The following is a 26,641-nucleotide window of genomic DNA, read 5'->3' on the forward strand; positions in this document are numbered from 1 at the left end:
TCGCCACGAATAAGTGAGATGTCCGTCAACGCCGACACCCTGTTGATCCGCCAACTCGGACCCGCCGACCGGGACGCCTATTTCCAGCTTCGTCTGCGCGGGCTGAAGGCGCACCCCGCTTCGTTCGGACAAAGCCACGACGAAGCGCTGGCGAAAGGCGCCGGGCAGCATGACGCGACACTGCAGGGCTCGGAGACGGAAGGTACGTTTCTGCTTGGCGCGTATGCGTCGGCCGACGCTCCGCTGATCGGCGTCGTCGGTCTGCTGCGTAATAAAGCCCACAAGGAGCGGCACAAGGCGAACGTGGTCGGCATGTATGTCGCACAGGAAGCGGCTGGTCGTGGGGTCGGGCGCGCGCTGCTCGGCGAGTTGCTGACGCGCGCGGCGCGCGTCGACGGTTTGCGACAGGTGCAGCTAACCGTGGGTAGCCGCAACGACGTGGCGCGCAGGCTGTATGAATCGCTCGGCTTTCGCAAATATGGGTGCGAAGTCGGCGCCTTGAACGTCGACGGGGTGTTCCATGACGAGGATCTGATGGCGCGATTCCTCGCGTAGCGCCCCCGGGAATCATTGACGACGCCTCCTTGCGGCCATTCCCGGCCCCTCGTCAACGTTGTAATGTCGTCCTATCGCACCGACATCGTGTCAGACAGCCTGCACGGCACTGGCTTCTCGCAGCCTCCGTGCGCAACGTGATCGGTACGCGTCTGCGACCGCTGTTCGGTCTCGGGGTCGAACGCGTGCGACAGACCGGCTGCCCTTCCTCATCGAGCCGTTACAAATCCGGCCCTCGTTTGCGTAGTTTGTAACGGGGGACGCTTCATACGGTTACAGGCTCCATCCGCCCCTCACGCGCCACCCAGCACGAGTATTTATTACCGTATATTCCATCGCTATCTGTTCCTTTCTAATCCAAAACAAGTTTACCGATCGCCGCGCGATGCGGACGCACGCCTCTGACAATCGCGCAGACTTCCCATCCAGCAAGGGTTTTCATGGATCAGAAGCCAGTGTCAAAAGGCTATAAATTCACTTGGCATCATTCATTACAATGGCGTGAAAAACTTACCGAAAAATGATGTAGTTTTTTGAGATATTTTTTTGAGAAGGGTTGATTTCTCGTTTTAGCCTTCATACAATTCGTCCGAGCTGTTACGAAATGTAACGTCTTGTATCAAATGTTCGCTGTCTGTAGCAGGTAGCAACATATAGCCGGAGGCCACGTTGCCGGCGAGGCAGAAAAGACATAACGGCGCAAAGCCGACATAGTAATTCGGGGCTTCGGAAACAGACAAAATGGACCGTAGCAGCGAGACGCTGGATTCAATCCGCGAGATCAACTTGTCTTACATCATGCTCGCGCAACGCATGTTGCGCGAGGACAAACCGGTCGGAATGTTCCGGCTGGGACTGTCGTCGGAACTGGCTGACTTGCTTGCCGGGCTGTCGCTCGCGCAAATCGTCAAGCTGGCCGCTTCCGACCAGCTTTTGTGCTTCTTCCGCTTCAACGACCACGCGATGCTGTCGGCGTTGACCCAAACGACGAAGCACACCGCAATTGCACCGACCCACACGGCGATCCTGCTTGCAGGCCAGCCCGCCGAGCAATTTGCCTGATCGAGGGGACTGCAATGCTCAAGCGAAGCCTGACCGAAGATGCACAGGAAGTATTTCGCGCGATCGCACTGATCGAGCTCGGCGCCCGCATGCAGGTGCTCGAGAGCGAGTTGACGCTGTCGCGCGACCGTATGATCCGCCTGTATCGCGAGGTCAAGGGCGTATCGCCGCCCAAGGGCATGCTGCCGTTCTCGGCGGACTGGTACATGACGTGGCTCGCGAACATTCACGCGTCGCTGTTCTACAACACGTACCTGTTCCTCAAGAACGAAGCGCGCTGCTCGCATCTGGATGCGCTGACCAAGGGCTATCGGCTGTATCTCGAACACTGTCAGCACAGCGAAACCGAGCCGGTGCTCGATCTGACGCGCGCCTGGACGCTCGTGCGTTTTCTTCGACGCCGACATCCTGCAGTTGACCAGATGCTGCCGCTGTACCGGCAAGTTCGTCGCGCACAAGCACGACCTGCAGCACAACGTCGTGTGCGGCGCCTGCCAGCCGCCGTCGCGTGCCGGCAAAACGAAGAAGGCAGCAGCCGCGCGCCGGGAAGCGCTCGATGCGGCGCAGGTTGCGCAGGCCGCTTGACCGATCGATTCGCCGTCGCGAGACGCGCTCGACCCGATTCAAACCGAAGCTCACATGATTCCGCGCAGTAATTGAACTGCGCGGATTTTTTTCGCCTTCGCGCCGGGCAAACCGGCGTGCCGAAGGCCGGTCGTTCAGATCAACCGGCCAGCCCCACCGTGTGGGCAACGAGCCACAGATTCGCCGCACTGATCGCAACAAACAGCGTCCACACGAGCAGGCGCGTCGGCAGCGTGTTGGCGAATTCGCCCATCAGCGATCGGTCGCTCGTCATGCGGATCAGCGGATACAGCGCGAACGGCAGTTGCAGGCTCAGCACGACCTGACTCGCGACGAGCAGTTGGCCAACCGCGCCATTGCCGAGCATCTGCACACCGATCAGCGCCGGGATCACGAGCGATGCAATCGTGTCGATGCGTGACATGCCGATCGCCGAGCGGATCCTGGCCGGATCGCGCTTCACCGTGCGGGTCTGCACGATCGACGAGTGCAGATACAGGTTATGCGGCATCACCGTCGCGCCGAGAATGCCAAGCGTCGTTGATGAGGTCGATGAAGCGCTTGCCAACAGGCTCAGGAATTCAGCGCTTCGCCACCTGCTGCTGCGCTGAAACCGATGCGGCTCCGGCCGCGCCGCCGGAAGCACCAACCGGCACCGGCGCCGCCCCCACCGCCGTATCCCCCGCCGTCACATCGCCCCAACCGCCACCGAGCGCGCGAATCAGATTCACGGTCGCGACCGCCTGCGTGCCCGCCAGATGGCTCGCCTGCAATTGCGACTGCAGCACCTGCCGCTCGCCATCGATCACGTCGAGATAGCTGACCGCGCCCTCCGTGTACTGCGTGCGCGACAGATGCGCCGCGCGCTGCGACGCATCGACCGCGTCGTTCTGCTCGCGCATCTGATCGTCGAGCAAGCGCAGATCGGCAAGATTGTCCTCGACTTCACGGAACGCCACGAGCACCTGCTGGCGATATTGCGCGACGTCCTCGTCGTACTTCGAACGGGCCTGCGCGAGATTGGCCTTGCGGCGGCCGCCGTCGAAGATCGGCACCGTCAGCGCGGTACCCGCGAGCGGACCGAGGATGAACGCGCGGCTCGACCACATGAACAAATCGCCGAGCGTCGCCGATTCAAAGCCGAACGCGCCCGTGATGTCGAGCTTCGGGAAGAACGCCGACTTCGCGAGCCCGACGCGCGCATTCGCTGCCTGCATCGCGCGTTCGGCTGCCGCGATGTCCGGCCTGCGTTCGAGCAGCGCCGACGGCAAACCCGGTGGCACGCGCACCGCCACCGGCGCGAGCGGTTGTTCCGCGAACGAGAAATCCGCGGGCGGCTTGCCGAGCAGAATCGCGAGGCTATGCTCCGAGGCCGCCCGTTGCCGCGCGACGCCGACCGCATCGGCACGCGCGCTCGCGAGCTCGTTACGCGAGCGCGACAGATCCAGCTCGCTGATATCGCCTTCCTTGAAGCGCCGCTCGACGAGCTTCAGCGTGTCCTCGCGCAACGCGACGGTGCGGCGATACAGATCCTGGTCGGTGTCGAGCTCGCGCAACTGGAAGTAGTTCTGCGCGACATCGGCCTGCAACGACAGTTGCACCGAGCGAAACAGCGCTTCGCTCTGCTGTTCGTCCGAGCGCGACGCGTTCACGTTCGAGCTGACCCGCCCGAACAGATCGGCCTCATACGACGCGCCGACCTGCGCGCGCCAGATCGTGCCCGTCGTGCCGCCCGCGCTGTCCGGCAGGAATTGCGACGCCGCCGACGCACGCTCCCGGGTCGGGCCGAAGCCCGCGTCGAGCTTCGGGAACCAGTCGGACTTCGCCGCCTGCGTGACCGCACGCGCCTGCTGCACGCGCGCGGCTGCGGCCTTCAGGTCCTGGTTCGCGGCGGCGGCCTGCTCTTCGAGCGCGTCGAGCTGCGGGTCGCCGAACACCTTCCACCATTCGCCACGCAGGGCGTCGTCGGCGGGCTGGGCCGGCTTCCACGTGCCGGTGTTTTGCGCCGGCGCGGCCGAACCAGCCGCCACGCTTGACGCCGCCGCAGCCGACGTCGCCATCGCGGGCGCTTCCTTGAACGCCGCCGGCGTATCGACGTCGGGCCGCTTGTACGTCGGCTCGACCGAACAAGCGGCCAGCAGGGCGATCAGCAAACCGCTCGCGGCCGCGCGGCCCCATCCGCGCAAAGATACAAAGCGAGATTCAAAGCGAGATTCAAAGCGTTTCATTGTTGTTTTCTCCTCAGGCGTCCGTAACGGGCGCGCCGTAGCGCGGCGCATCCTTCTGCGCGACGTGAATCGTCCCCGCCCGCGAGCGAACGCAGCACCACATAGAACACCGGCGTCAGCATCAGGCCGAACAGCGTGACGCCGAGCATGCCGAAGAACACCGCGACGCCCATCGCGTGACGCATCTCCGAGCCCGCGCCGCTCGACAACACCAGCGGCACCACGCCCATGATGAAGGCGATCGACGTCATCAGAATCGGCCGCAGACGCAGACGGCTCGCTTCGATCGCGGCCTGCAGCGGACTGCGTCCGTCGTGTTCGAGCTCACGCGCAAACTCGACGATCAGGATCGCGTTCTTCGCGGACAAGCCCACCAGTACCATCAAACCGATCTGCGTGAAGATGTTGTTGTCGCCGCCGGTGAGCCACACGCCGGTCAGCGCGGACAGCACGCTCATCGGCACGATCAGGATGACGGCGAGCGGCAGCGTCAGGCTTTCGTACAGCGCGGCGAGCACGAGGAACACCAGCAGCACGCTGATCGGGAACACCCACATGCCCGCATTGCCGGCGAGGATCTGCTGATACGTGAGGTCGGTCCACTCGAGCTTCACGCCGCGCGGCAGCACCTCGGCGGCCACGCGTTCGGCCGCGGCCTGCGCCTGTCCCGACGAAAAGCCGGGCGCCGGGCCGCCGTTGATGTCGGCGGCCGTGTAGCCGTTGTAGCGCACCACCATCTCCGGTCCGTAGGTCGGCGTCACCGTGACGAGCGACGACAACGGCACCATCTCGCCCGCCGCGTTGCGCGTCTTCAGTTGCAGGATGTCGTCGGCGCGTTGACGGAACGGCGCATCCGCCTGCACGCGCACCTGATACACGCGACCGAAGCGGTTGAAGTCGTTCACGTACAGCGAGCCCAGATAGATCTGCATCGTGTCGAACACGTCCGTGACCGACACGCCGAGCTGCTTCGCCTTCACGCGATCGAGATCGACGTTCAGTTGCGGCACGTTGATCTGATAGCTGGAGAAGGTCGGCCCAAGTTCGGGCGTTTGCGCCGCGCGCTTCACGAATGCTTCGGCAGCCTTGTTGAGTTCCGCGTAACCGAGCGCGCCGTGATCTTCGAGCTGCATCTTGAAGCCGCCGAGCGTGCCGAGCCCGAGCACCGGCGGCGGCGGGAACACCGCGACGAACGAGTCCTTGATCGCGCCGTACTGCTGGTTCAGCGCACCGGCAATCGCGCCTGCCGAAAGCTTCTTGTTGCCGCGCTCCTTGAACGGCTTCAGCGTGACGAACACGATGCCCGCGCTCGAACTATTCGTGAAGCCATTCACCGACAGACCAGGGAAGGCCACCGCGCTTTCCACGCCCGGCTGCTTCAGCGCGATCGCGCTCATATCGCGGATCACCCTCTCCGTGCGATCGAGCGACGCACCGTTCGGCAACTGCGCGAACGCGATCAGATACTCCTTGTCCTGCGCGGGCACGAAGCCGCCCGGCACGACCCGCGCCATCAATACGGTTGCACCGACGAGGATCGCGTACACCGCGAGCATCGCGCCCTTGCGACGCAGCACGCCGGTCACGCCGCGGCCGTAGGCTTCCGAACCACGATGAAAGACCTTGTTGAAACGCTTGAAGAAGCCGCCGAGCACACGGTTCATCAGACGCGTCAGCCAGTCTTCCTTCTCGCCGTGGCTGCGCAGCAGCAGCGCGGACAACGCCGGCGACAGCGTCAGCGAATTGAACGCCGAAATCACCGTCGAGATCGCGATGGTCATCGCGAACTGCTTGTAGAACTGGCCCGTGAGACCCGTCATGAACGCGAGCGGCACGAACACGGCGACGAGCGTCAGCGCAATCGCGATGATCGGCCCGCTCACTTCGCGCATCGCCTTGTAGGTCGCCTCGCGCGCACTGAGCCCGCTTCCGATGTTGCGCTCGACGTTCTCCACCACGACGATCGCATCGTCGACCACGATGCCGATCGCGAGCACCATGCCGAACAGCGACAACGCGTTGATCGAGAAGCCGAACGCAAGCAGCAGCGAGAACGTGCCGACGATCGACACCGGCACCGCGATCAACGGAATGATCGACGCGCGCCACGTCTGCAGGAACACGATCACGACGATCACGACCAGCGCGATCGCTTCGAGCAGCGTATGGATCACCGCCTCGATACTCGAACGCACGAACTGCGTCGGGTCGTAGACGATCCGGTATTCGACGCCGGCCGGCATGTCTTCGGCGAGTTCCTTCATCGCCGCGCGCACCTGCTCTGAAATCGCGAGCGAGTTCGCACCCGGCGCCTGGTTGATCGCGAGCGCAACCGCGGGCTTGTTGTCGAGCAGCGAACGCAGGCCATATTCCGACGCCGCGAGCTCGATCCGGGCGATATCGCGCAGATAGGTCACGCCGCCGTCGGGCGCGGTCTTCACGATGATGTCGCCGAATTCGCCCTCGGTCTTCAAACGGCCGCGCGCATTCACCGACAACTGCAACTGCGTGCCCGGCACCGACGGCGACGCACCGATCACACCGGCCGCGACCTGGATGTTCTGCTCGCGGATCGCGTTGACGACTTCGGTCGCCGTGAGACCGCGCTGCGCGACTTTCTGCGGGTCGAGCCAGATACGCATTGCGTAATCGCCCGAGCCCCACAGTTGCACTTCGCCGACCCCCTGAATCCGCGCGAGCCGATCCTTCACGTTGAGCAGCGCGTAATTGCGCAGATACGTCATGTCGTAGCGATCGTTCGGCGAGATCAGGTGCACGACCATCGTCAGCGTCGGCGAACTCTTGATCGTCGTCACGCCGAGCCGCTGCACGTCATCCGGCAGACGCGGCAGCGCCTGATTGACGCGGTTCTGCACGAGCTGCGTCGCGAGGTCGGGATTGGTGCCGAGCTTGAACGTGACGGTCAGCGTCAGATTGCCGTCGCTATTGGCCTGCGACTGCATGTACAACATGTTCTCGACACCATTGATCTGCTCTTCGAGCGGCGCGGCGACCGCCTCGGCGATCACCTTCGGATTCGCGCCCGGATACTGCGCGTGCACCACCACCGAAGGCGGCACCACTTCCGGATACTCGGAAATGGGCAGCTTGAACAGCGAGATGATGCCCCCGAGCAGGATCAATACCGATAGCACGCCTGCGAAGATCGGGCGATCGATGAAGAATTTGGATATGTTCATTGGAAGCTCTTAACGTTGGAGCATGCGCGTTGGAGCATGCGGCTCACGAATTGCCTTTCGCGCCGGCCTCGGCCTTGGCACGCGACTGCGCGAGCGCTGCGCTGTTCGGGTCGTCGTCGGTCGTCATCGGCACCATGTGCGCTCGGACCGTATCGCCGGGACGCACACGCTGAACGCCGTTGACGACGATCCGATCGCCCGGCTTCAAACCGTCCTTGACGACGCGCAGATTGCCTTGCATCGAACCCGTCGTGATCCCGCGATAAACGACGTGGTTGCCCTGATCGACGACCAGCACGAACTTCTTGTCCTGGTCGGTGCCGACCGCGGCATCGTCGATCAACAGCGCCGGATGCGGTGCGCTGCCCCCCACCTTGAGGCGCGCGTAGAGGCCCGGAATCAGCGCGCCGTCCGCGTTGTCGAACCTCGCGCGCACGCGGATCGTGCCCGACGACGTGTCGAGCCGGTTGTCGACCGACTCGATCGTGCCGCTGCGCGAGTAGCCGGATTCATCGGCGAGACCGAGTTCGACCGGCACCTTGCTGCCGTCCTTCGCGCGGCTCAGGTATTGCAAGTAGGTCTGCTCGTCCGCGTCGAACGACGCGTAGATCGGCGACACCGAGACGAGCGTCGTCAGCGGCACCGAACTGGCGCCCGCCGACACCACGTTGCCGACCGTGATCTCCGCGCGCGACACGCGGCCCGACACCGGCGCGACGATCTTCGTGTAGCCGAGATTGATGCGCGCGGTTTCCAGCGCGGCTTGCGCGGCCTTCAGGTTCGCGCTCGCCTCGCGCGCGGCGTTCTGCTTCTCGTCGTAGTCGCGTTTGGCGATCGCGTTGTCGACGATCAGCCGTTGCGCGCGTTCCCAGTCGCTTTGCGTGTAGCCGGTGCGTGCCTGCGCGGCCGCGAGTTGCGCTTGCGCGCGATCGACTTCGGCCGCGTACGGACGCGGATCGATCACGAACAGCGTGTCGCCCTGCTTCACGAGCGCGCCGTCCTTGAAGTTCACTGACACGATCGTGCCCGGCACCTGCGAACGCACGTCCACTTTCTGCACGGCTTCGAGACGGCCCGAATAGGACTGCCAGTCGGTGATCGTCTTCTGCACGACGGTCGCCACGTCCACTTCCGGCACGATGGTGGGTGCGGCCGGCGAGCTCGCATCGACACGAATCGCGCCGAACGTGCCAAGCCCGGCAAGTACGACGACGACCACGGCGGCTAACGCCACGCGGCGGCGGGAAAGAGGAAGGATAGTCATGTGTAGCTCCCGGTATCGTTGATTGAATTTCTGTTTATCGATGAGCGCGCGCGTCGAAGCGCCACTGGAAAAAGCGCACCGCTTCCTGCAAAGCGGGCGGATGATCGGCGAGCGCCGCGTGCGACACGCTCGGAAAGCGCACCACCTGGGTCTGCACGCCCGCGTCGATCAGATTGCTTGCATACTTCTCGGCCTCGACGTGCAGCACGTCGTTCTGCGCGGTCGCGATCAGCGTGGCCGGCAAGCCGGCGAGCCGCGACGATTCGAGCGGCGCCGCATACGGATGCATGCGCTGAGACGCTTGCGGCAGATACGCGCGATAACACGCGGCGCACTCGCGCGCGGTGATGTCGGAACCGAGCCGCCGCTCGTCGCCGAGCCGCGTCAGGCTCGGATCCAGCATAGGGCCGAACAGCGCCTGCGCGCTGATCGGCACGTCGCCACGATCGCGCGCGATGAACGCGAGACAATTGGCGAGTTGGCCGCCCGCGTCATGGCCCGCCACGCCGATCTTTCTGCTATTGCCACCAAACGCCCGCGCCCGCGTCTGCACCCACAGCGCCGCGCGATGCGCGTCTTCCGGCGCGGCTGGAAACGGAAACCGCGGCGCGAGCGAATAGCCGACCGACACCACGAGCGCCGGTAAATGTTCTGCGAAATACCGCGCGGCGAAGTCCGCGCACTCGATCGAACCCTTCGTAAAACCGCCGCCGTGAAAATAAAGCAGTACCGGCAACGCGGTTTTTTTCGTCAGCCGATACAGCCGCAACGTAATGGGTTGAGCGTACCCATCGATATCCACGTCGGTGACTTCAAGTGTCGGGTCATTGGCCTCAGCGCCAGTGTCTTCGGCGGAAACGCCGGTGGAAAAAGGCGGGTACGGCGATTTGAATGCATCCATGTCGAGCCGCGCAAATGCGCATAGAACTTCAATGGTGCGAATTGTGGGTTCGGCAGACTCGCAAATAAATGCCTATAATCCGGCAACACAATTCGGTGCCTTTGAACAATCCCGATGTGATTGTTTTCGCGGACTCCATTCCCGCCTGTGCACCAGCCCCTTCTGGAGGTTTGCAATGGACCGGCTTCAGGCCATGCAAGTGTTCACGCGCGTCGTCGACACCAACAGCTTTACCCGCGCAGCGGAAACGCTCGACCTGCCGCGCGCATCGGTTACTACGATTATTCAGAACCTCGAAGCGTTTCTCGGCACGCGGCTGATGCACCGGACCACCCGCCGTCTGTCGCTGACGCCCGATGGCGCCGCGTACTACGAGCGCTGCGTGCGCATCCTCGCGGATGTCGAAGAGACCGAGGCGAGTTTCCAGAGCGGCAACAAGAAGCCGCACGGCAAGCTACGCATCGACATGCCGGGCTCGATTGGCCGTCTGCTCGTCATTCCGTCGCTGTGCGAATTCCACACGCGCTATCCGGACATCGATCTGCAACTGGGCCTGACCGACCGGCCCGTCGATCTGCTGCAAGAAGGTGTCGATTGCGTGGTGCGTGTCGGCGCGTTGCAGGATTCGTCGCTGGTCGCGCGCCGCATCGGTCTGTTCGAGGGCGTGACCTGCGCGTCGCCCGACTACATCAAGCGCGCGGGCGTGCCCGCTTCGCTCGAAGATCTCGACAATCACAAAGCCGTCAACTACTTCTCGAGCCGCACGGGACGCACGCTCGACTGGGCGTTCCTGGTGAACGGCAACGAAGTGGAAGTGAAGATGAAAAGCATCGTGTCGGTCAACGACGCGGATGCCTACGTGACCTGCGGACTCGAAGGCTTCGGCCTGATTCAGCCGGCGCGCTTCATGGTGCTGCCGCATCTGGGCTCGGGTCAGCTCGTCGAAGTACTGCCGGACTTGAAACCCTTGCCGATGCCGATTTCGGCAGTCTATCCGCACAGTCGTCATCTGTCGCCGAAAGTCCGCGTTTTCGTAGACTGGATCGCGGAGCTGTTCGATCGTTGCCCATTGCTGAGCGGACGCGGCACTCTCGACGCCACCTGCACGAAGCGCACATTCGAGCAGCGCGAGTCCGCGCCGGCACTCGACACGCCGGTGATGACCGAATGGGTCGCATGAAGTACGGGAAGTGAAACAGTGAATTCCAGCCGCGGCGCCAATGCCGCGGCAACCGTGCAATCGCACGGCCCCGATGAAGCCTCGCTCGCGATTGTTCCTGAATCGCGACAATTCATTTCGCAAAACCGCGATTTATCCATACCGCGTCGACGTCTACATTTCACCCTGTCGCGGCGCCATCGCGCTGCCAATGAATCGACAGGAGTGAATCATGAAACGCAATCTGTTGGCAGGCCTCGCTCTGTCACTGCTCGTCAGCGTTCCGGCATTTGCGCAAGGCGGCGGCGGTATCGGCCGCGCGGGAACGTATGACACGCAACCGTCGCCGAGCGCGAGCACGAAGACACGCGCCGAGGTCAAGGCCGAACTGGTCGCCGCGTATCGCGACGGCTCGCTGCCCTCACTGAATCGCACCTCGTATCCGGACAAAGGCCTGATCGGCCAGACGCAAGCCGCGCGCATCGCGTTGCAGGAAGGAACGAACGGCGAAGTGACGCGCGTTGCGGAGGGCCAGTAACGAGTTAGAAGAAGTTGATTCAGAACCCGGCGCGCTTGCGGCGCAAAACTGCGCGCCTCTTCATCGAGGAGCACATCATGACACCATCGGAACTCGACAACTGGAATACCGACACGCCCGTGTGGACGCCGTATCGCCCGGTACAGCATTGAGCGTTGGCTGTCGTTCACGGCACTCGGCTTCATGCGCCCGCGAAGTGGCTTCGCGGGCGCATTTGCATTGAAGCGATCGAAAGCGGTGCGGCCCGTGACGACGCGCTTGCCGTCGTTTCCCTATAATCGAACTTCCTTCCCTCGCAGCGGGTTTGTGCGCTTCACTATAGGAGCAACACGATGGATTATGTGAAACTCGGCCGCACCGGCCTCGATGTATCGCGTCTCTGTCTCGGCTGTATGAGTTATGGCGTACCCTCGCGCGGCACGCACCCCTGGTCGCTCGACGACGAAGCCGCGCGGCCTTTCATCAAGCAGGCGCTCGATCACGGCATCAACTTCTTCGACACGGCCAACGTCTATTCGGACGGCACCAGCGAGGAAATCGTCGGCCGTGCGCTGAAGGACTTTGCGAAGCGCGATGAGATCGTGCTAGCCACCAAGGTCAATAGCCGCATGCATCCGGGCCCGAACGGCGCGGGGCTGTCGCGCAAGGCGATCATGGCGGAGATCGATAACAGCCTGCGGCGGCTCGGTACCGACTATGTCGACCTGTATCAGATCCATCGCTGGGACTACGGCACGCCGATCGAAGAAACGATGGAAGCGCTGCACGACGTCGTGAAAGCCGGCAAGGCGCGCTATCTCGGCGCGTCGTCGATGTACGCATGGCAGTTTGCCAAGGCGCTGCAGGTGGCCGAGCGCAATGGCTGGACGCGCTTCGTGACGATGCAGAACTACGTGAATCTGCTGTACCGCGAGGAAGAGCGCGAAATGCTGCCGCTGTGCGAAAGCGAAGGCATCGGCGTGATTCCGTGGAGTCCGCTTGCCCGCGGACGCTTGACGCGCGACTGGGACACCGAAAGCGCGCGCTCGGAAACCGATGAATTCGGCCGCACGCTGTACGCGCACACGCAGGAAGCGGATCGGCGCATCGTCGAGCGGGTCAGCGAGATCGCGAAAGAGCGCGGCGTGCCGCGCGCGCAGGTTGCGCTAGCGTGGGTGCTGCAGAAGAAGCCGATTACCGCGCCGATTGTTGGTGCTACCAAACTGCATCATCTCGACGATGCGGTTGCGGCGCTCTCGTTGAAGCTCAGTGACGACGAAGTTCGCCGGCTCGAAGAACTGTATGTGCCGCATGCGGTGGCGGGGTTCAAATAAACGCTGTGAAGCGTACTGGCATCCAGTCGGGACGGGCGGAATGACCCGCGATTGCAGCGCACGTCGCTTCGCCTCCGCTCGCCTCCTCTCGCTCGCGGGGTTCATGGACCCGATTCATGCCCGAGTGGAGAAGTCTTCTTTAATTGCGCGGCACATCCGGTTCAAAGAACACCCAGCGCACCTGAGGAAACGTGGCCTGCAGATCGGCCTCGATGACGTTGATCGCATCGACCATCGCGCGGCCGCTCGCGTAGTCGATCATTTCCGCCTGCACCGCCACCACCACGTGACGCCCCCACTGCAGCGTGATCAGGTTGATGATGCCGCGAATCTCGGGACGCGCGCGCAGATGCGCGTCGATGGCGCTGCGCACTTCCGGGCTCGCCGATTCGCCGACGAGCATCGACTTCACTTCCCGCGCGACAAGCCACGCGATCGTCATCAGCAGAAAACCGATCCCCACCGAGCCGAGCGCGTCATACACGGGGCTGCCGGTCACCATCGTCGATAGCACCGCGACGAAGGCGATCGCGAGACCGAATAGCGCGGCGATATCTTCGCCGGCCACGACCAGCAGATCCGATTCGCGCGTCTCGCGAAACCAGTGCCACAAATTTTTATCCGGATGCGTCTTGCGAATCTCCTTGACCGCGCCCCACAACGATAGCGATTCGAGCACCACCGACACACCGAGCACCGCCAACGCGACGAACGCATATTGCAACGGCTCGCGCGCAATCAGTCGATGCACGCCCTCATACACCGAAAACGCACCGCCAACGAAAAACAGCAGCAACGCAACCAGCAGCGAATAGAAGTTGATTTCGCGGCCGCTGCCCATCGGATGCAAAGGGCTCACCGGCTTGCGCGCTTCGCGCAGTCCGAATAGCAGCAGCAGTTGATTGCCGCAGTCGGCGGTGGAGTGAATCGCTTCGGCGAACATCGATCCGGAGCCGGTGAACGCCGCCGCGGCGAACTTGCAGACGGCGATGCCGAAGTTGGCGGCGAGTGCGTAGAAAATGGCTTTCGGCGATTCTTCTTTCATCTGCTGGCGGGGGTCGGTGAGTGGGCTGGGTATTGTTGGGTATTGCACGAGCGAAGTGATCGGCAAGTACTCGATATTATGGATGACAACGACACACCCGGTCGCAGGAATCGGACCTGATGTGCCGTCGTGCCGCCAGTTCCCCAGGCGTCCTTCGCACCATTCGTGCGGCTCACGCCCTCTCGAGCGCCGCCATCTCCCGTACGACAACCAGCAGCACCGAAAGACTCGCGCCGCCCGTCGCGCGCAGATCGGTCAGCAGACGCGTATAACGCTCGAGCTGTGCCGCGCGTTTGTCGCGCCACGCTTGCACCAGCGAATCGGGCGTCGACGCATCGGTCGCGCCGGCCAATGCGCTCGTGGTCAGCGCGCGCTTGAGCCGTGCGAGTTCGGCGAGCGCCGATGCGCGCGCGAGCATGTCCCAATGCGTCGGCGCCGGCAACGAGGCGGCGCGCTCGCTGATCCAGCTGTAATTCAGCAGCGTGCCGAGCGCGAAGTAGACGCCCGCGACCTGTTCGAGATTGCGCCCGCACGTCGACGCGACTTCGGCGATATCGAGCAGAGCGGCCGACACCTCGCCGCTCGCGATCCGCACCGCGAGATCGCTATCGACACCCGCATCGACGAACACCCGTTGCCGCTCCGACAACGCTTCGAGGTCCGCGCCAGGCAACAGCGCCGGCCATTGTGGCGCGAGACGCTGCGCGGCGTCGCGACAGCGCGCGAGCAGGCCGGTCACGTCGTCGCCGGCCGCGCCCGTTTGCAGATGCCGCAGGAACCACAGCGCCGAACGTTCGACGAGCCGCGCGACCTCCGCGAACATGCGTGCCTGCACGTCGTCGGGAACGCGGTTGTCGAGCGCGTCGATGCTGCGCCAGATCTGATCGAGATCGAACACGTCGCGCGCCATGATGCACGCGCGCACGATGTCGCCGGGCTGTGCATCGGTCTCCTCCATCAGCCGATGCACGAACTCGCAGCCGACGCGATTCACGAGCGCATTGGTCAGATGCGTCGCGAGGATTTCACGGCGCAGCGGATGGCGCTGCATCGGTTCGCGGAAACGCTGCTGCAGAGGTTTCGGAAAGTACTCGATCAACATATCGCTGACGAGCGGGTCTTCCGGCATCGACGATTCGAGCAGCGCGTCATAGAGCCACATCTTGCTGTACGCGAGCAGCACCGCGCGCTCGGGTGTCGTCAGTCCCTGCTTCGCGGCCGCGCGCTCGGCGATGTCCTCGTCGGTGGGCAGAAACTCGATCACGCGATTGAGCCGCCCCGCCTTCTCCAGATAGCGCATCAGGCGCGCTTCGGCATCGAGCAGCTCCACGCCAAAACGGCCCGCGATCGACAAAGCCTGGGTCTGATAGTAGTTGTCCGTCAGCACGAGCAGACCGACTTCGTCGGTCATCTCGGCAAGCAACGCATTGCGCTGCTTCTCCGTCATCTCGCCGTCGGCGACGACGAGGCCCAGCAGAATCTTGATGTTGACCTCGTGATCGGAGCAATCGACACCGGCCGAATTATCGATCGCATCGGTATTGATGCGGCCGCCGCGCTGCGCGAACTCGATGCGCCCGAGTTGCGTCAAGCCGAGATTGCCCCCTTCGGCCACGACCTTGCAGCGCAGATCCGCGCCGTTCACGCGGATCGCGTCGTTCGCGCGATCGCCCGCCTGCTGATTGGTCTCGCGGCTCGCCTTCGCATAGGTGCCGATGCCGCCGTTGTAAAGCAGATCGACCGGCGCCTGCAGAATCACGCGCATCAGCTCGGCCGGCGAGAGCGCCGCCGCGCTGATCCCGAGCGCCACCTGCACCGCCGTCGACAGCGGAATCGTCTTCGCGCTGCGCGGGAACACGCCGCCGCCGGCGGAGATCAGCGACGGATCGTAATCGGCCCAGCTCGAACGGTCGAGCATGAAGAGCCGCGCGCGCTCCGCCATGCTCGCCGCGGGATCGGGATTCGGATCGAGAAAGATATGGCGGTGATCGAACGCGGCGAGCAGCTTGATATGCGGCGACAGCAGCATGCCGTTGCCGAACACGTCGCCCGACATGTCGCCGACACCGACCACCGTGAAGTCCTCGCTCTGCGTGTCGACGCCGATTTCGCGGAAGTGCCGCTTGACCGACTCCCACGCGCCGCGCGCGGTGATGCCCATCTTCTTGTGGTCATAGCCGACCGAGCCGCCCGACGCGAACGCGTCGTCGAGCCAGAAACCGTATTCCTGCGAGATTGCATTCGCGTAGTCGGAAAACGTGGCCGTGCCCTTGTCGGCGGCGACGACCAGATACGGGTCGTCGGGATCGTGGCGCACCACGTCAGGCGGTGGCACGACGTTGGTGCTCGCCAGATTGTCGGTCACGTCGAGCAAGCCGCGCAGGAAGGTCTGATAGCACGCGACGCCTTCGCGCATCCACGCATCGCGCTCGCCCTGCGGCGGCGGATTCTTGACGACGAAGCCGCCCTTCGAGCCGACCGGCACGATCACCACGTTCTTCACCATCTGCGCCTTCATCAGGCCGAGCACTTCCGTGCGGAAATCCTCGCGCCGATCAGACCAGCGCAGGCCGCCGCGCGCGACGCGCCCGCCTCGCAGATGGACGCCCTCGACGCGCGGCGAATAGACCCAGATCTCGAACATCGGTTTCGGCTCGGGCAAGCCGGGCACCTGGGCGGGATCGAACTTGAACGACAGATACGGCTTCGGTTGGCCCAGAGCGTCATGGCGGTAGTAGTTGGTGCGCTTGGTCGCCTTGATCACGCCGAGGAACTGCCGCAGGATGCGGTCTTCGTCGAGATTAGGCACCTGGTCGAGCGCGCTGTCGATCGTCTCCAGACAAGCGTTGACGCGGGCCTCGCGTACCGCGCCGAGCGCCGGATCGAAGCGCGCGATGAACAGGTCGACGAGCATGCGCGCAATCGCCGGATTGCCGGTCACCGCGCGTTCGATATACGCGTCGCTGAACGTCGAACCGACTTGCCGCAAATACTTCGCGTAAGCGCGCAGAATCGTCACCTCGCGTGCATTGAGCTGCGCGCGCAGCACGAGGCGGTTGAAGTCGTCGCTTTCGATCGTGCCGGTCCACACCTGCTCGAACGCCTGTTCGAACAGATCCTTGACCCGCTCGATGTCGAACTCGGTATCGTCCGCGAGTTCGAGGCCGAAGTCGTGGATCCACGCGGGCATCGCGCCGGGCGCCTCGATCAGATGAGGCCGCTCTTCGTCGACGCGCACGCCCAGATGTTCGAGCATCGGCAAGCTGCGCGACAGTGCGATCGGCAGCCCCGCGCGATACACCTTGAAACGGAACGCGCGCGGTCCCGATTCGATCGGCCTGTACAGGTTCATCGCAAGCCGCTCGCTGCCCTGCACGCGCTCGATCAGTTCGATATCGCGCACGGCCGTGCGCGCCGGATAGTCGTCGCGATAGCCGGCCGGGAACGAATCGGCGTAGTGCTGCAGCAAACGGTTGCCCTGCTCTTCTCCGTACGCGTCGAGCAATGCGTCGGCCAGATCGTCCTGCCAGCGTCGCGCGACCTGCACGAGGCGCGCTTCGAGCTCGCGCGTGTCGACGCTCGGCATGCCGCCCGCTTTGGCATGGACGACGAAATGAATTCGCGCGAGCGTCGACTCCGACAGCAGCGGCGTGAATTCGACGTTCTCGCCATTGAATGCGTCGGCGAGCAGGTTCGCGATGCGCTGCCGCAGATCGGTGTTGTACTTGTCGCGCGACACGAACACGAGGCACGATACGAAGCGATCGAAGCGATCGCGCCGCACGAACAGCCGCGTGCGCTGATGCTCCTGCAAATGCAGCACGCCGAGGGCGGTGTCGTATAGCTGGTCCTCGTCGGCCTGGAACAATTCGTCGCGCGGATAGGTCTCGAGCACCGTCACCAGCGATTTCGCCAGATGACCTTTCGGCAGGAATGCGGCGCGTCTGACGATATTTGCGCATTTGCGCCTCACAATCGGAATCTCCGCAGCCGACACGAAATAAGCGGTCGACGTATACAGGCCGATGAAGCGCCGCTCGCCCGTCACCTTGCCATCGGCGCCGCTCAGCTTGATGCCGACATAGTCGAGATAGCCGGGCCGGTGCACCGTGGCGCGCGAATTGGCCTTAGTCAGAAAGATCGGCGACGACCCGGAGATGATCTCCGTGGCCGCCGGCGGCAACGGCGTGACTTCCGCCGCGCCGCCCGGCTGCTGCGCATCGCGCAGAATGCCGAGACCGGAGCCCGCGACCGCCCGCAAACCGAAGCCGCCGCCGTGCTGCACCAGTTCGTAATCACGGTGGCCGAGGAACGTGAAATGATCGGCGACCATCCATTCGACGAACGCGCGCGCTTCGACGCCCTCGGGACCGGTTTCGCGCACCTTCATATCTTGAATGGTCTGCTTCGCGCGTTCGATGATCTTCGGCCAATCCTCGACCGCCGCGCGCACGTCGCCGAGCACGCGCGCGATGTCGTCGCGCAACGCGTCGAGTTTTGCGGCATCGCCACAACGATCGACCTCGAAATGGATGCACGAGGTCAGATGCGAGCGCGTATCGCCGGCTTCTTCGGCACCTTGGCTCACGCGCGCGATGCTGCCGTCCGGCGCGCGCCAGACCCGAAATACCGGATGGACGACCGAATGCAGCGCGAGCCGATGCCGGTTGACCGACATCGCGACCGAATCGACGAGGAACGGCATGTCGTCGTTGACGATTTCGATCACCGTGTGATCGGAATGCCAGCCATGCTGTTCGAGGATCGGGTTATACACGCGCAGCCGCTGCTCGCCCGGCACGAAGCGCTGCGCGGTCTGCCAGTGGGCCAGCGCCGCGCCGTACAGATCGGCGATCGAGCGGCTTTGCAGATCGCCCGCGTCGACGAAATCGTAGTAATGCCGCAGGAAGGGTTCGACGATATTGAAGGCCGGCTCCGGCAACCGCCCCCGCGCAAATTCGACAACATCGTTCAGCAGGTGTGTGACGGCTTCTTCGTTCTTTGCTTGCATGATCGACTCCCCCGGCTGGCGGCAATGGTGAGTATCGCGTGATTCGCAGGCAACGTCTGACTTGGAATTATGCGCCTGCCGTACGCGATACGGCCGTTTCGCGCAGTCAGGTAATACCCGCTGACCGGTCGTCGAAGAATCTCGCTGCGGCGCGGCAACGCCGTGCGCGGCTCAACGCGCGGGCTTTGCGGGCGCCGGTGCCGGCGCGGCCGCATCGCTATCCTCGGCGCGCTGGGTAAGCCACGCGCGAATCTGCGCGGCCGTCCACGCGGGATCGTCATGGGGTAGATCGTGGCCGGCCCACGAATGCTTGCGATGCGGCGCGCCCCACGCCGCCGCGAGCTTCGCCGAACAGACCGGGTTGACGAGCCCATCGGCTTCCGACGACAGAATCAGCAGTGCACACTCCGGCGCGGCGGGCGCCGCGCTAAAGCATGCGGCCGCCCACAATTGCCGCAGCGCATTCGCGCGGCTCACCGGCGCGCTGCGGCGAATCGCAGTCCAGGCAGCGAGATCCGCGCCCAAGGTGTGGAGGTTATTGCACGTGAGTCGATGGATGCCGCTCTCGGCATCGGCGGCATCGCTCCAATGCGCCGCGACGCCGAGCAGACCAGGCCACGCCGACGGCCGCAGCCGCTCGTGCATGCGGCTGAATGGCCGCATGCTCGTATTGATCAGCACGAGCCGTTCGATCTCGCCGGGATGACGCTGTGCCCAGTGGGTCGCGACCATGCCGCCGAGCGACATCGCGAGCACGTTGTAGGGGCCCGGCACACCCGTTTCGAGCGCTGCCTGCCGCACGAATGCGACCATGCCCGCGACGCTCGCGGGCGCGCGCCGCCGCACGTATTCACCGTTGCCAGGCAGATCGAGCAGCAGCAAACGCAAGCCGGTCGTGCTCGTTGCGGCTGGGGTTGCATCGCGCAAGCGATCGCCCGAAATTTGACCCAGGGTTTCGCGCAACGCCGCCGGCAAGCGCCCCCAATGCCGCGTTTCCCGCGTCAGTCCGCGCAGCAGAATCCATGTGCTCATACGCGATCCGGCCCGTACCAGTGATCGAGCGCGCTTTGCAGCAACTGCTCGCGACGATTGCCTTGCGGCAGCCAGCGCTGCGCCGAAAACGCCGCGCGCGCGAGGAAGTCGAACAGGTTCGCATGGCGCCGCAGCACGCGCGCGGTGCGATGCTCCATGACCGGATTGAACATGCCCTGCCGCGAAAACAACTGCCGCGGGTTTTTCTTGATCCACAGCCACGAGCCGAGTTCGAGCGTCATCGGCAGAAAGACGTTCGGCGCCGGCGTGCGGTCATACGCGTAGTCCCACAGATCGCCGTGCAGCAGATACTGATGGCTTTGCGGCTCGAACGTGTAGCCGTGATGCGGATGCGCGTGTTCGAACATGCTCTTCAACACGTACATTTCGGGCAGATGCGGCATCTGCCGGCGGGTTCGGGCGTACGGAAACCAGATGCTGTCGCTCCAACCGTAGCCGGAATGGCAATCGAGCGCGATGCTCAACGGCCGCGCGGCGAGCTGCGTCTCGACGACATGCAGCAGCGCGGCCGCCTCGACCTCCATCGGCTCGCCCGCGCGGCCGCGATACCAGGGCAACCACGCGCCGACGCGCTGGCCGCCCGCCAGCAGCGGCACGCGCGCGTCGGCGTCTTGCGGTGCGTTGCGCATCAGGTCGACACCGCGCGGATTCGCGCGCGTCGCTGCCCACATGCCGCCGGGATTCGCGATCGGTAAAAAGATCAGCCGGATGGACTGCAATTGCCGCACCAGCAATTCGTCCCATTCGAGCCGAGCGAGCAGCGCGCGCATATAGTCGAGGACGAGTTGCGAGCCGATTCGCTCGAGCCCGTGAATCCCGCCGAAAAAGCCAATGGCCGGCGCGAGCGGATCGGATGAACCGATGCTCGCGGTGTAGACGGAAAAGCGCCGGCCGCGTACCTCGGTCTCGCAGACCGCGCGGATTTCGAAGCTCGCCCTGCCCTGGTCGAGTATCGACTTGAGATCTTCATATTCGGCAAAACTGTCCGGAAGAAAGCTCAAAGGAGTCGGCATGACGGCGTGACCGGAGTGTCGGGATTATTAAGGAGGGCCGGAAAACCCGCACTATAGCCTGGCTGTGTGTCAGCACGCGCGAGCGCGCACGTGTGCACGCGAATCGTGTCATCCGTATGTCACTTTCCGTTTGAATCACTGACTTCGCAATGACTTCGCAATGACTTCGTTTTGCCATCCTGACGACACATGACACAGCGGAAAACGCGACGCACAAAGATGTAGTCGTCTAGACGTTGCGATGCCTTCACTCAACCGTCACAGTCGCTTCCTAGAATGAGCCCACACCTGCCGGCAGTGGCCGCATGCAAGAGGGAATACAGATGGAAGCGATCCGTGAAGCTATTCGAATCGAGCGTTTGAGCAAGACGTTCGGTAACGGCCGCAAAGCGCTCGACGAAATCGATCTGCGCGTCGCGCCCGGTGAAATGGTCGCGCTGATCGGCGCGTCCGGCTCGGGAAAATCGACGTTGCTGCGGCATATCGCGGGCTTTACCGCGTCGGACGCGCAGCCGTCGCAAATCGAGATTCTCGGCCGGCCGATCCAGCAGAACGGCCGCATCGTGCGCGAGGTGCGCAGCATTCGCCGCGACATCGGCTTCGTGTTCCAGCAGTTCAATCTGGTGAACCGGCTGTCGGTCGAAACCAACGTGCTGATCGGCGCGCTCGCGCGCCTGCCGTGGTGGCGCCGTCTCTCCGGCCGCTTCCCGCGCGCGGAACGCGCGCTGTCGCGGGCCGCGCTGCACGAGGTCGGAATCGGCGAATATGCGCGCGAGCGGGCCGCGAACCTGTCGGGCGGTCAACAGCAACGTGCCGCGCTCGCACGGGCGCTCGTGCAACGTGCGCAAATCGTGCTCGCCGACGAGCCGATTGCCTCGCTTGATCCCGAGTCGTCGCGCCGCGTGATGGACATGCTGCAAGCGCTGAACGTCGAGCACCGGATCACGGTGCTGGTGTCGCTGCATCAGGTCGACATCGCGCTGCAGTACTGCGCGCGCACGGTCGCGCTGCGTCGCGGCAAGGTAGTCTACGACGGCCCTTCCAGTGCGCTGACACCGGCGCTGCTAAAGAAACTCTACGGCGGCGATGCGCGCGAACTGCTCGACGACGCGACGCACGACGCAGACGAAACTCACGACGAGCCTGACGCCCCCGACACCGCCGCCGCGCGCTACGCGTTCGCGTTGAACGCCGCGCCGTCGAACTGAACCGCGCACGCTGTCGCGCGCTTTTGATTCTCTCCGTCCACTCAACCGGATCTCAACCGATGAAATTCCTGCGCTCCCTGATCACGCTCGCGGCCGGCGCTGCCGCTTTCGCCTGCATCGCCGCGGCCCACGCCGAGGACATCAACCTCGGGATCATCTCGACCGATTCGTCGGCGGTGCTCAAGCAACGCTGGGAACCGCTGATCGATGACATGAAGAAACAGACCGGCCTGAACGTGAAGGCATTCTTCGCGACCGATTACGCGGGCATCATCGAAGGCATGCGCTTCAACAAGGTGCAGGTCGGCTATTTCGGCAACGCGTCGGCGATCGAAGCCGTCGATCGTTCGAGTGGCGAAGTATTCGCGAAAGCGCAGCACGCGAACGGCGACAGCGGCTACTACTCGCTGCTGATCACCAACGTGAACAGCCGCTTCAAGACGCTCGACGACGTGTTCGAGGACACGAAGAGCGTGACGCTCGGGTTCGGCGATCCGAACTCGACGTCGGGCACGCTGGTGCCTGGCTACTACCTGTTCGCGAAGCACAACGCGCCGGTCTACACGTCGTTCAAGAGCGTGCTGCCGTCGAGCCACGAAGCGAATCTGCTGGCCGTCGTCAACAACAAGATCGACATTGCGACCAACAACAGCATGATGATGGAAACGCTCAAGCGCGAGCATCCGGACAAGTTCGCGCAGGTGCGCGTGCTGTGGACCTCGCCGCTGATTCCTTCGGACCCGCTCGTGTGGCGCAAGGATCTGCCGGAAGCGACGAAGGACAAGCTGCGCAAGTTCTTCCTGAACTACGCGAAAACCGATTTGCACGAAAAAGCGGTGATGGCCGGCATCACCGAGTACAGCGGCTTCGAGGCATCGTCGGATCAGCAACTGCTGCCGATTCGCGAGATCGTGCTGTTCCAGCAGAAGCAGAAGATCGAGAACGATGCACATCTGTCCGATAGCGACCGCAAGACGCAATTGGCCGCTCTCGACGCGAAGCTGAGCGCGCTCAGCAACGCACAGTCGAAGCAATGAACTCCGCCGATCTGAGCACGTCGCCCGCGCGCGCGAGCGAAGCGGCCGCCGCGCGGACGGCGCAAGATAAAGATCGTGCCGGCAAGCGCAACTGGTGGTCGTTGCTCGGCTGGATCGCGGTGCTCGCGGTACTCGGCGGTGCATGGCACGGCGCCGACATGCGGCCGCTCGATCTGCTCAGCGACTCGGCCAACATGGGCCAGTTCGCCGCGGACTTCTTCCCGCCAGACTTCACCGAGTGGCGCAGCTACGTGCACGAGATGTACGTGACGCTGGCGGTCGCGATCTGGGGTACCGCGCTCTCCCTCGTCTGCGCGGTGCCTTGCGGCCTGATGTCAGCGCACAATCTCGCGCCGCAGTGGGTCGTGCAGCCGATGCGCCGCCTGATGGACGCATGCCGCGCGATCAACGAAATGGTCTTCGCGATGCTGTTCATCGTCGCGGTCGGCCTCGGGCCATTCGCCGGCGTGCTCGCGCTGTGGGTGCATACGACGGGCGTGCTCGCCAAACTGTTCGCAGAAGCGGTCGAGGCGATCGATCCGCGCCCGGCCGAAGGCGTGCGCGCAACTGGCGCGACGCGCCTCGACGAAATTGTCTATGCGGTGCTGCCGCAAGTGCTGCCGCTGTGGATCTCGTACGCGCTGTATCGCTTCGAGTCGAACGTGCGCTCGGCGATGGTGGTCGGCATGGTCGGCGCGGGCGGCATCGGCGTCGTGCTGTACGAAGCGATCCGCTCGTTCAACTATGCGCAGACGGCCGCGGTGATGATCATGGTGATCGTCGTCGTGACGGTGATCGATCTCGGCTCGTCATGGCTGCGTGAACGGGTGATCTGAGGATGGCGCGCGTTCGCGCGCGCGGCACTGAGCAGCCGGATTCAAAACGCCATTCCGGCCTTGTTGCTGCCGCTGCCGGCGCTGGCCGCGTGGCCGTATATCGTTGCGTCGGCAGTGCTCGAATGGGGCTATCTGCTCGCGCTGATTCGCGCGTACAGAAGCGGCGATTTCGCTCAGGTCTATCCGATTGCGCGCGGTCTTTCGCCGATGCTCGTGTTCGTCGGCGCACTCGTGTTCGCGGGCGAGATGCTGAAGCCGCTCGCCGCGCCCGGCATCGCGCTCGTGTCGTGCGGCATCGTCTCGCTCGCCTTTCGGCGCAGACGAGCAGGTTGACGAAGCCGAAATCGTAGGTCGCGCCCGCACCGAGGATGCGCTGCTGGTCGGCGCCCGCGCCCGCCGGGCTCACGACGAACGGTGAACCGAAGCCTCAGCCCGTGCTGTCGGCCGCGCCGCTCGTCAGATTCGACGGTGTCGCGTTGCTGCACTTCGGAAGTGACGTTAGTTGTACACGCTGCAATCAACGCGTGTAATTCACCACCGGCACGGAATACGAAGTCGGCGCGAAATCGGTGCGGCCACCGCGCTGCGACGAGCCATTCGACGGCGCACCGTAGCCGCTATTCTGCGCAGCCTGGTTTTGCGCCGCGACCTTTGCTTCGGCCGCCTGGATATTGGCCGGATAGTCGATCACGTTCGCATTGGACGGATCACGACCGGCCCTTTCGAGCTGAATCAGTTCGGTGCGGACCTGGGCGCGCGCGAGCGGCTGATCGGCCGGATTCGACTGGGCAAACGCCGCGAGCGGCGCGGCAACGAGAGCGGCGATAGCCCCTGCTTCGATCAGCGACCTGATGGACTTCATGATTTCCAACCTCCCGAGATGGCTTCATGCGATTGCCGCGGAGCCTGGTGCGACCATCGCCCATCCGCAGCGGTTAACGCAGTTTAGAAGCCGGTCGAGCCACGTAGTAAGCCCTGAACCATGAATTCACTGTTGCTATAGCGGCCACAATTCGAGGCCACCACGTTCCGGCTCAGCCTCAACGCGATGCACTACACTGATAACGCCCAACGACGCGCCGCAGCCATTGCATTCGATCGAGGAGATAGACGCTCATGTCGCATCCCGTTGCCCTGCCCTCTTACCGCGACGGCGTGCGCGCCGAATGGGTCGATTACAACGGCCACATGCGCGACGCGTTCTACCTGCTGATCTTCAGTCTCGCGGTCGACGGGCTGATCGATCTGATCGGACTGCCCGATGCGGTGCGCAAAGAGCGGCATCGATCGATCTACACGCTCGAGGCGCATCTCAACTATCTGCATGAAATCAAACAAGGCACGCAGGTGCGTGTCGACATGCGCGTGCTCGGCTACGACGCGAAACGTATTCACGTGTATGTCGAAATGTTTGCGCTGGACACGACGCAAAGCCAACGCACCGGCCCCGTCGCCGCGGGCGAGCAGATGCTGCTGCACGTCGATACCAGCGGAGCGCGCGGCGTTGCTTTCGATCCGGACGTCAAAGCGCGCGTACACGAACTCGCGCAAGCCCATGCGGCATTGCCGCCGGCGCGTTTCGCGGGACGTGTGATCGCTTTGCCATGCGCAGCGCAAGCGGGAAACACTACTCAAACGGAGTGACCATGCTCGAGCCGGAAATCGCCGCCTTTATCGAACGAGCGAGCGCGCTCTATCCGTCGCATCACGCGGCGATGACGCCGCGCGAGCAGCGCGAGCTGTATGACCGCTACGCCGCGACGTTGACGCCGCCACTGCCCAGCGAACTCACCACACGGGACGCAAGCTTTCGTACCGACGCGGGCCATGCGATCCCGCTACGGCTCTACCGGCATCGAGCGAAGGCAAGCGAACACGGCACGATCCGCGGCACGGTGCTGTATTTTCATGGCGGCGGCTTCGTGCTCGGTTCGCTGAACAGTCATCAGATGGTGACGGCGCGCCTCGCCGCCGACACCGGCCTCGACGTGATCGCGGTCGACTACCGGCTCGCGCCTGAGCATCGCGTGCCGGCCGCGCACGACGACTGCCTCGAGATCACGCGTGCCGCGTTGAACCACCGCCTGCCGTTCGACCTCCCAGAGCGCGCCGCATTGCAACTCGCGGGCGATAGCGCCGGCGGCACGCTCGCGGCAAGCGTCGCGCTACGCCTGCGTGACGAATGTGCGAGCGGGGTGCGCGGCATCGCGCTCGTCTATCCGATGCTCGGCACCGAGCCGCAATTGCCCGCGCGCGACAACGAGTCCGATGCGCCAATGCTGACGCTCGCGGACGTGCATAAGTTTCGCGACGCTTACTGGGGAAAAGGAGAGGAAGCCGACCCAACGCCCGGCCCCGCGTGGACGATCCCGCTCGCCGCAACCCGCTTCGACGGGCTGCCGCCGACGCTGGCCATCGGCGCCGAGCACGACCCCCTACGCGACGACGCGCGCGTGTTCGTCGAGCGGATTCGCGAAGCTGGTGGAGATGCCCGGCTGCTGGTCGGCACGGGGCTCGTGCATGGATGCTGGCGCGCGCTTGAAACAAGCCCCGGCGTGCAGGCCATGCACAGGGCTGTATGCGAATTTCTCCGCGAAAACGCACGCCATTAGCGCGACGATGTGCACCGCCAC

Annotated in this window: 20 protein-coding genes and 3 pseudogenes; 13 read left to right on the top strand and 10 right to left on the bottom strand. The window is 64.0% G+C overall.

The genetic code is table 11. The features are described from left to right. Positions 1–18 precede the first annotated feature (18 nt). The 3 genes and pseudogenes from OKW38_RS27995 (at position 19) to flhC (ending at position 2,202) form a co-directional block, all read left to right on the top strand. Complete coding sequence (locus OKW38_RS27995; protein WP_090807044.1) at positions 19–555, top strand: GNAT family N-acetyltransferase; 537 nt, start codon at positions 19–21, stop codon at positions 553–555. A 741-nt stretch (positions 556–1,296) separates the two neighbouring features. Then, a complete protein-coding gene (gene flhD, locus OKW38_RS28000) occupies positions 1,297–1,617 on the top strand; it encodes a flagellar transcriptional regulator FlhD (protein ID WP_090807045.1) in 321 nt (106 codons plus the stop codon). 14 nt (positions 1,618–1,631) lie between these two features. Next, positions 1,632–2,202: pseudogene (gene flhC / locus OKW38_RS28005) on the top strand (flagellar transcriptional regulator FlhC). Positions 2,203–2,341: 139 nt separating this feature from the next. On the opposite strand, the gene OKW38_RS28010 reads toward flhC, so the two are convergent. The 5 genes and pseudogenes from OKW38_RS28010 to OKW38_RS28030 all read right to left on the bottom strand — a co-directional run bounded on the left by OKW38_RS28010 (position 2,342) and on the right by OKW38_RS28030 (position 9,795). Continuing rightward, the gene (locus tag OKW38_RS28010; RefSeq protein ID WP_429364164.1) at positions 2,342–2,848 is read right to left on the bottom strand and encodes a divalent metal cation transporter; all 507 of its coding nucleotides are present in this window, start codon (positions 2,846–2,848) and stop codon (positions 2,342–2,344) included. After that, on the bottom strand, positions 2,784–4,430 hold the full coding sequence (locus OKW38_RS28015) for an efflux transporter outer membrane subunit (RefSeq protein ID WP_429364166.1): 1,647 nt from the start codon (positions 4,428–4,430) through the stop codon (positions 2,784–2,786). Before OKW38_RS28015 ends, OKW38_RS28010 begins: the two co-directional genes overlap by 65 nt. Positions 4,431–4,443: 13 nt before the next feature. Then, positions 4,444–7,630, bottom strand: a pseudogene (locus OKW38_RS28020) (efflux RND transporter permease subunit). 43 nt (positions 7,631–7,673) lie between these two features. Beyond that, the gene (locus OKW38_RS28025; RefSeq protein WP_429364168.1) at positions 7,674–8,894 is read right to left on the bottom strand and encodes an efflux RND transporter periplasmic adaptor subunit; all 1,221 of its coding nucleotides are present in this window, start codon (positions 8,892–8,894) and stop codon (positions 7,674–7,676) included. A 34-nt stretch (positions 8,895–8,928) separates the two neighbouring features. Then, entirely contained in the window at positions 8,929–9,795 is an 867-nt protein-coding gene (locus tag OKW38_RS28030) for an alpha/beta hydrolase (protein WP_429364170.1), read from the bottom strand. A gap of 175 nt (positions 9,796–9,970) precedes the next feature. On the opposite strand from OKW38_RS28030, the gene OKW38_RS28035 reads away from it, so the two are divergent. The 4 genes from OKW38_RS28035 (at position 9,971) to OKW38_RS28050 (ending at position 12,805) form a co-directional block, all read left to right on the top strand. Beyond that, positions 9,971–10,975, top strand: a complete 1,005-nt coding sequence (locus tag OKW38_RS28035) for a LysR family transcriptional regulator (RefSeq protein ID WP_018423444.1) — start codon at positions 9,971–9,973, stop codon at positions 10,973–10,975. Positions 10,976–11,186: 211 nt separating this feature from the next. Next, positions 11,187–11,492 (top strand): DUF4148 domain-containing protein, encoded by a 306-nt coding sequence (locus OKW38_RS28040; protein ID WP_429364172.1) that lies wholly within the window; start codon positions 11,187–11,189, stop codon positions 11,490–11,492. Positions 11,493–11,506: 14 nt separating this feature from the next. Next, positions 11,507–11,644: a hypothetical protein gene (locus OKW38_RS28045; RefSeq protein ID WP_018423447.1), complete on the top strand. Its 138-nt coding sequence runs from the start codon at positions 11,507–11,509 to the stop codon at positions 11,642–11,644. 180 nt (positions 11,645–11,824) lie between these two features. Beyond that, positions 11,825–12,805, top strand: coding sequence for an aldo/keto reductase (locus OKW38_RS28050; RefSeq protein WP_018423448.1), 981 nt, complete (start codon positions 11,825–11,827; stop codon positions 12,803–12,805). A gap of 139 nt (positions 12,806–12,944) precedes the next feature. Here the strand turns inward: OKW38_RS28050 and OKW38_RS28055 are convergent, their stop codons facing one another. The 4 genes from OKW38_RS28055 to OKW38_RS28070 all read right to left on the bottom strand — a co-directional run bounded on the left by OKW38_RS28055 (position 12,945) and on the right by OKW38_RS28070 (position 20,927). Further along, positions 12,945–13,850 carry a cation diffusion facilitator family transporter gene (locus tag OKW38_RS28055; protein ID WP_090807058.1) on the bottom strand — a complete coding sequence of 302 codons (906 nt, stop codon included), beginning with the start codon at positions 13,848–13,850 and terminating at the stop codon, positions 12,945–12,947. A 172-nt stretch (positions 13,851–14,022) separates the two neighbouring features. Continuing rightward, complete coding sequence (locus OKW38_RS28060; protein WP_429364174.1) at positions 14,023–18,861, bottom strand: NAD-glutamate dehydrogenase; 4,839 nt, start codon at positions 18,859–18,861, stop codon at positions 14,023–14,025. A gap of 171 nt (positions 18,862–19,032) precedes the next feature. Next, on the bottom strand, positions 19,033–19,893 hold the full coding sequence (locus OKW38_RS28065; protein ID WP_429364176.1) for an alpha/beta fold hydrolase: 861 nt from the start codon (positions 19,891–19,893) through the stop codon (positions 19,033–19,035). Further along, complete coding sequence (locus OKW38_RS28070; RefSeq protein ID WP_187611215.1) at positions 19,890–20,927, bottom strand: M14 family zinc carboxypeptidase; 1,038 nt, start codon at positions 20,925–20,927, stop codon at positions 19,890–19,892. Before OKW38_RS28070 ends, OKW38_RS28065 begins: the two co-directional genes overlap by 4 nt. A gap of 323 nt (positions 20,928–21,250) precedes the next feature. On the opposite strand from OKW38_RS28070, the gene phnC reads away from it, so the two are divergent. The 4 genes and pseudogenes from phnC to OKW38_RS28090 form a co-directional block, all read left to right on the top strand. Continuing rightward, positions 21,251–22,135 (top strand): phosphonate ABC transporter ATP-binding protein, encoded by an 885-nt coding sequence (phnC, locus tag OKW38_RS28075; RefSeq protein ID WP_429364178.1) that lies wholly within the window; start codon positions 21,251–21,253, stop codon positions 22,133–22,135. Between the two features lie 59 nt (positions 22,136–22,194). Next, positions 22,195–23,172: a phosphonate ABC transporter substrate-binding protein gene (phnD, locus tag OKW38_RS28080; RefSeq protein WP_429364180.1), complete on the top strand. Its 978-nt coding sequence runs from the start codon at positions 22,195–22,197 to the stop codon at positions 23,170–23,172. After that, positions 23,169–24,008, top strand: a complete 840-nt coding sequence (phnE, locus tag OKW38_RS28085) for a phosphonate ABC transporter, permease protein PhnE (RefSeq protein ID WP_429364182.1) — start codon at positions 23,169–23,171, stop codon at positions 24,006–24,008. Before phnD ends, phnE begins: the two co-directional genes overlap by 4 nt. A 60-nt stretch (positions 24,009–24,068) precedes the next feature. Further along, positions 24,069–24,326, top strand: a pseudogene (locus tag OKW38_RS28090) (EamA family transporter); the annotation flags it as partial. A 199-nt stretch (positions 24,327–24,525) separates the two neighbouring features. Here the strand turns inward: OKW38_RS28090 and OKW38_RS28095 are convergent. Then, positions 24,526–24,870, bottom strand: a complete 345-nt coding sequence (locus OKW38_RS28095; RefSeq protein ID WP_429364184.1) for a DUF4148 domain-containing protein — start codon at positions 24,868–24,870, stop codon at positions 24,526–24,528. Between the two features lie 254 nt (positions 24,871–25,124). Here OKW38_RS28095 and OKW38_RS28100 point away from each other — a divergent pair, with 254 nt between their 5' ends. Beyond that, positions 25,125–25,652 (top strand): thioesterase family protein, encoded by a 528-nt coding sequence (locus OKW38_RS28100; protein WP_429364186.1) that lies wholly within the window; start codon positions 25,125–25,127, stop codon positions 25,650–25,652. Positions 25,653–25,654: 2 nt separating this feature from the next. Continuing rightward, the gene (locus OKW38_RS28105) at positions 25,655–26,620 is read left to right on the top strand and encodes an alpha/beta hydrolase (RefSeq protein WP_429364187.1); all 966 of its coding nucleotides are present in this window, start codon (positions 25,655–25,657) and stop codon (positions 26,618–26,620) included. Positions 26,621–26,641: the final 21 nt, after the last annotated feature.

The organism is Paraburkholderia sp. MM5496-R1 (assembly GCF_050436205.1).
GTDB lineage: Bacteria > Pseudomonadota > Gammaproteobacteria > Burkholderiales > Burkholderiaceae > Paraburkholderia > Paraburkholderia tuberum.

Excerpts from the sequence above, each read along its gene's own strand:
- OKW38_RS27995 (WP_090807044.1), top strand. The coding sequence starts at position 19 with ATGTCCGTCAACGCCGACACCCTGTTGATCCGCCAACTCGGACCCGCC.
- flhD (WP_090807045.1), top strand. The coding sequence starts at position 1,297 with ATGGACCGTAGCAGCGAGACGCTGGATTCAATCCGCGAGATCAACTTG.
- OKW38_RS28015 (WP_429364166.1), bottom strand. The coding sequence starts at position 4,430 with ATGAAACGCTTTGAATCTCGCTTTGAATCTCGCTTTGTATCTTTGCGC.
- OKW38_RS28025 (WP_429364168.1), bottom strand. The coding sequence starts at position 8,894 with ATGACTATCCTTCCTCTTTCCCGCCGCCGCGTGGCGTTAGCCGCCGTG.
- OKW38_RS28030 (WP_429364170.1), bottom strand. The coding sequence starts at position 9,795 with ATGGATGCATTCAAATCGCCGTACCCGCCTTTTTCCACCGGCGTTTCC.
- OKW38_RS28035 (WP_018423444.1), top strand. The coding sequence starts at position 9,971 with ATGGACCGGCTTCAGGCCATGCAAGTGTTCACGCGCGTCGTCGACACC.
- OKW38_RS28040 (WP_429364172.1), top strand. The coding sequence starts at position 11,187 with ATGAAACGCAATCTGTTGGCAGGCCTCGCTCTGTCACTGCTCGTCAGC.
- OKW38_RS28050 (WP_018423448.1), top strand. The coding sequence starts at position 11,825 with ATGGATTATGTGAAACTCGGCCGCACCGGCCTCGATGTATCGCGTCTC.
- OKW38_RS28055 (WP_090807058.1), bottom strand. The coding sequence starts at position 13,850 with ATGAAAGAAGAATCGCCGAAAGCCATTTTCTACGCACTCGCCGCCAAC.
- OKW38_RS28060 (WP_429364174.1), bottom strand. The coding sequence starts at position 18,861 with ATGCAAGCAAAGAACGAAGAAGCCGTCACACACCTGCTGAACGATGTT.
- OKW38_RS28065 (WP_429364176.1), bottom strand. The coding sequence starts at position 19,893 with ATGAGCACATGGATTCTGCTGCGCGGACTGACGCGGGAAACGCGGCAT.
- OKW38_RS28070 (WP_187611215.1), bottom strand. The coding sequence starts at position 20,927 with ATGCCGACTCCTTTGAGCTTTCTTCCGGACAGTTTTGCCGAATATGAA.
- phnC (WP_429364178.1), top strand. The coding sequence starts at position 21,251 with ATGGAAGCGATCCGTGAAGCTATTCGAATCGAGCGTTTGAGCAAGACG.
- phnD (WP_429364180.1), top strand. The coding sequence starts at position 22,195 with ATGAAATTCCTGCGCTCCCTGATCACGCTCGCGGCCGGCGCTGCCGCT.
- phnE (WP_429364182.1), top strand. The coding sequence starts at position 23,169 with ATGAACTCCGCCGATCTGAGCACGTCGCCCGCGCGCGCGAGCGAAGCG.
- OKW38_RS28095 (WP_429364184.1), bottom strand. The coding sequence starts at position 24,870 with ATGAAGTCCATCAGGTCGCTGATCGAAGCAGGGGCTATCGCCGCTCTC.
- OKW38_RS28100 (WP_429364186.1), top strand. The coding sequence starts at position 25,125 with ATGTCGCATCCCGTTGCCCTGCCCTCTTACCGCGACGGCGTGCGCGCC.
- OKW38_RS28105 (WP_429364187.1), top strand. The coding sequence starts at position 25,655 with ATGCTCGAGCCGGAAATCGCCGCCTTTATCGAACGAGCGAGCGCGCTC.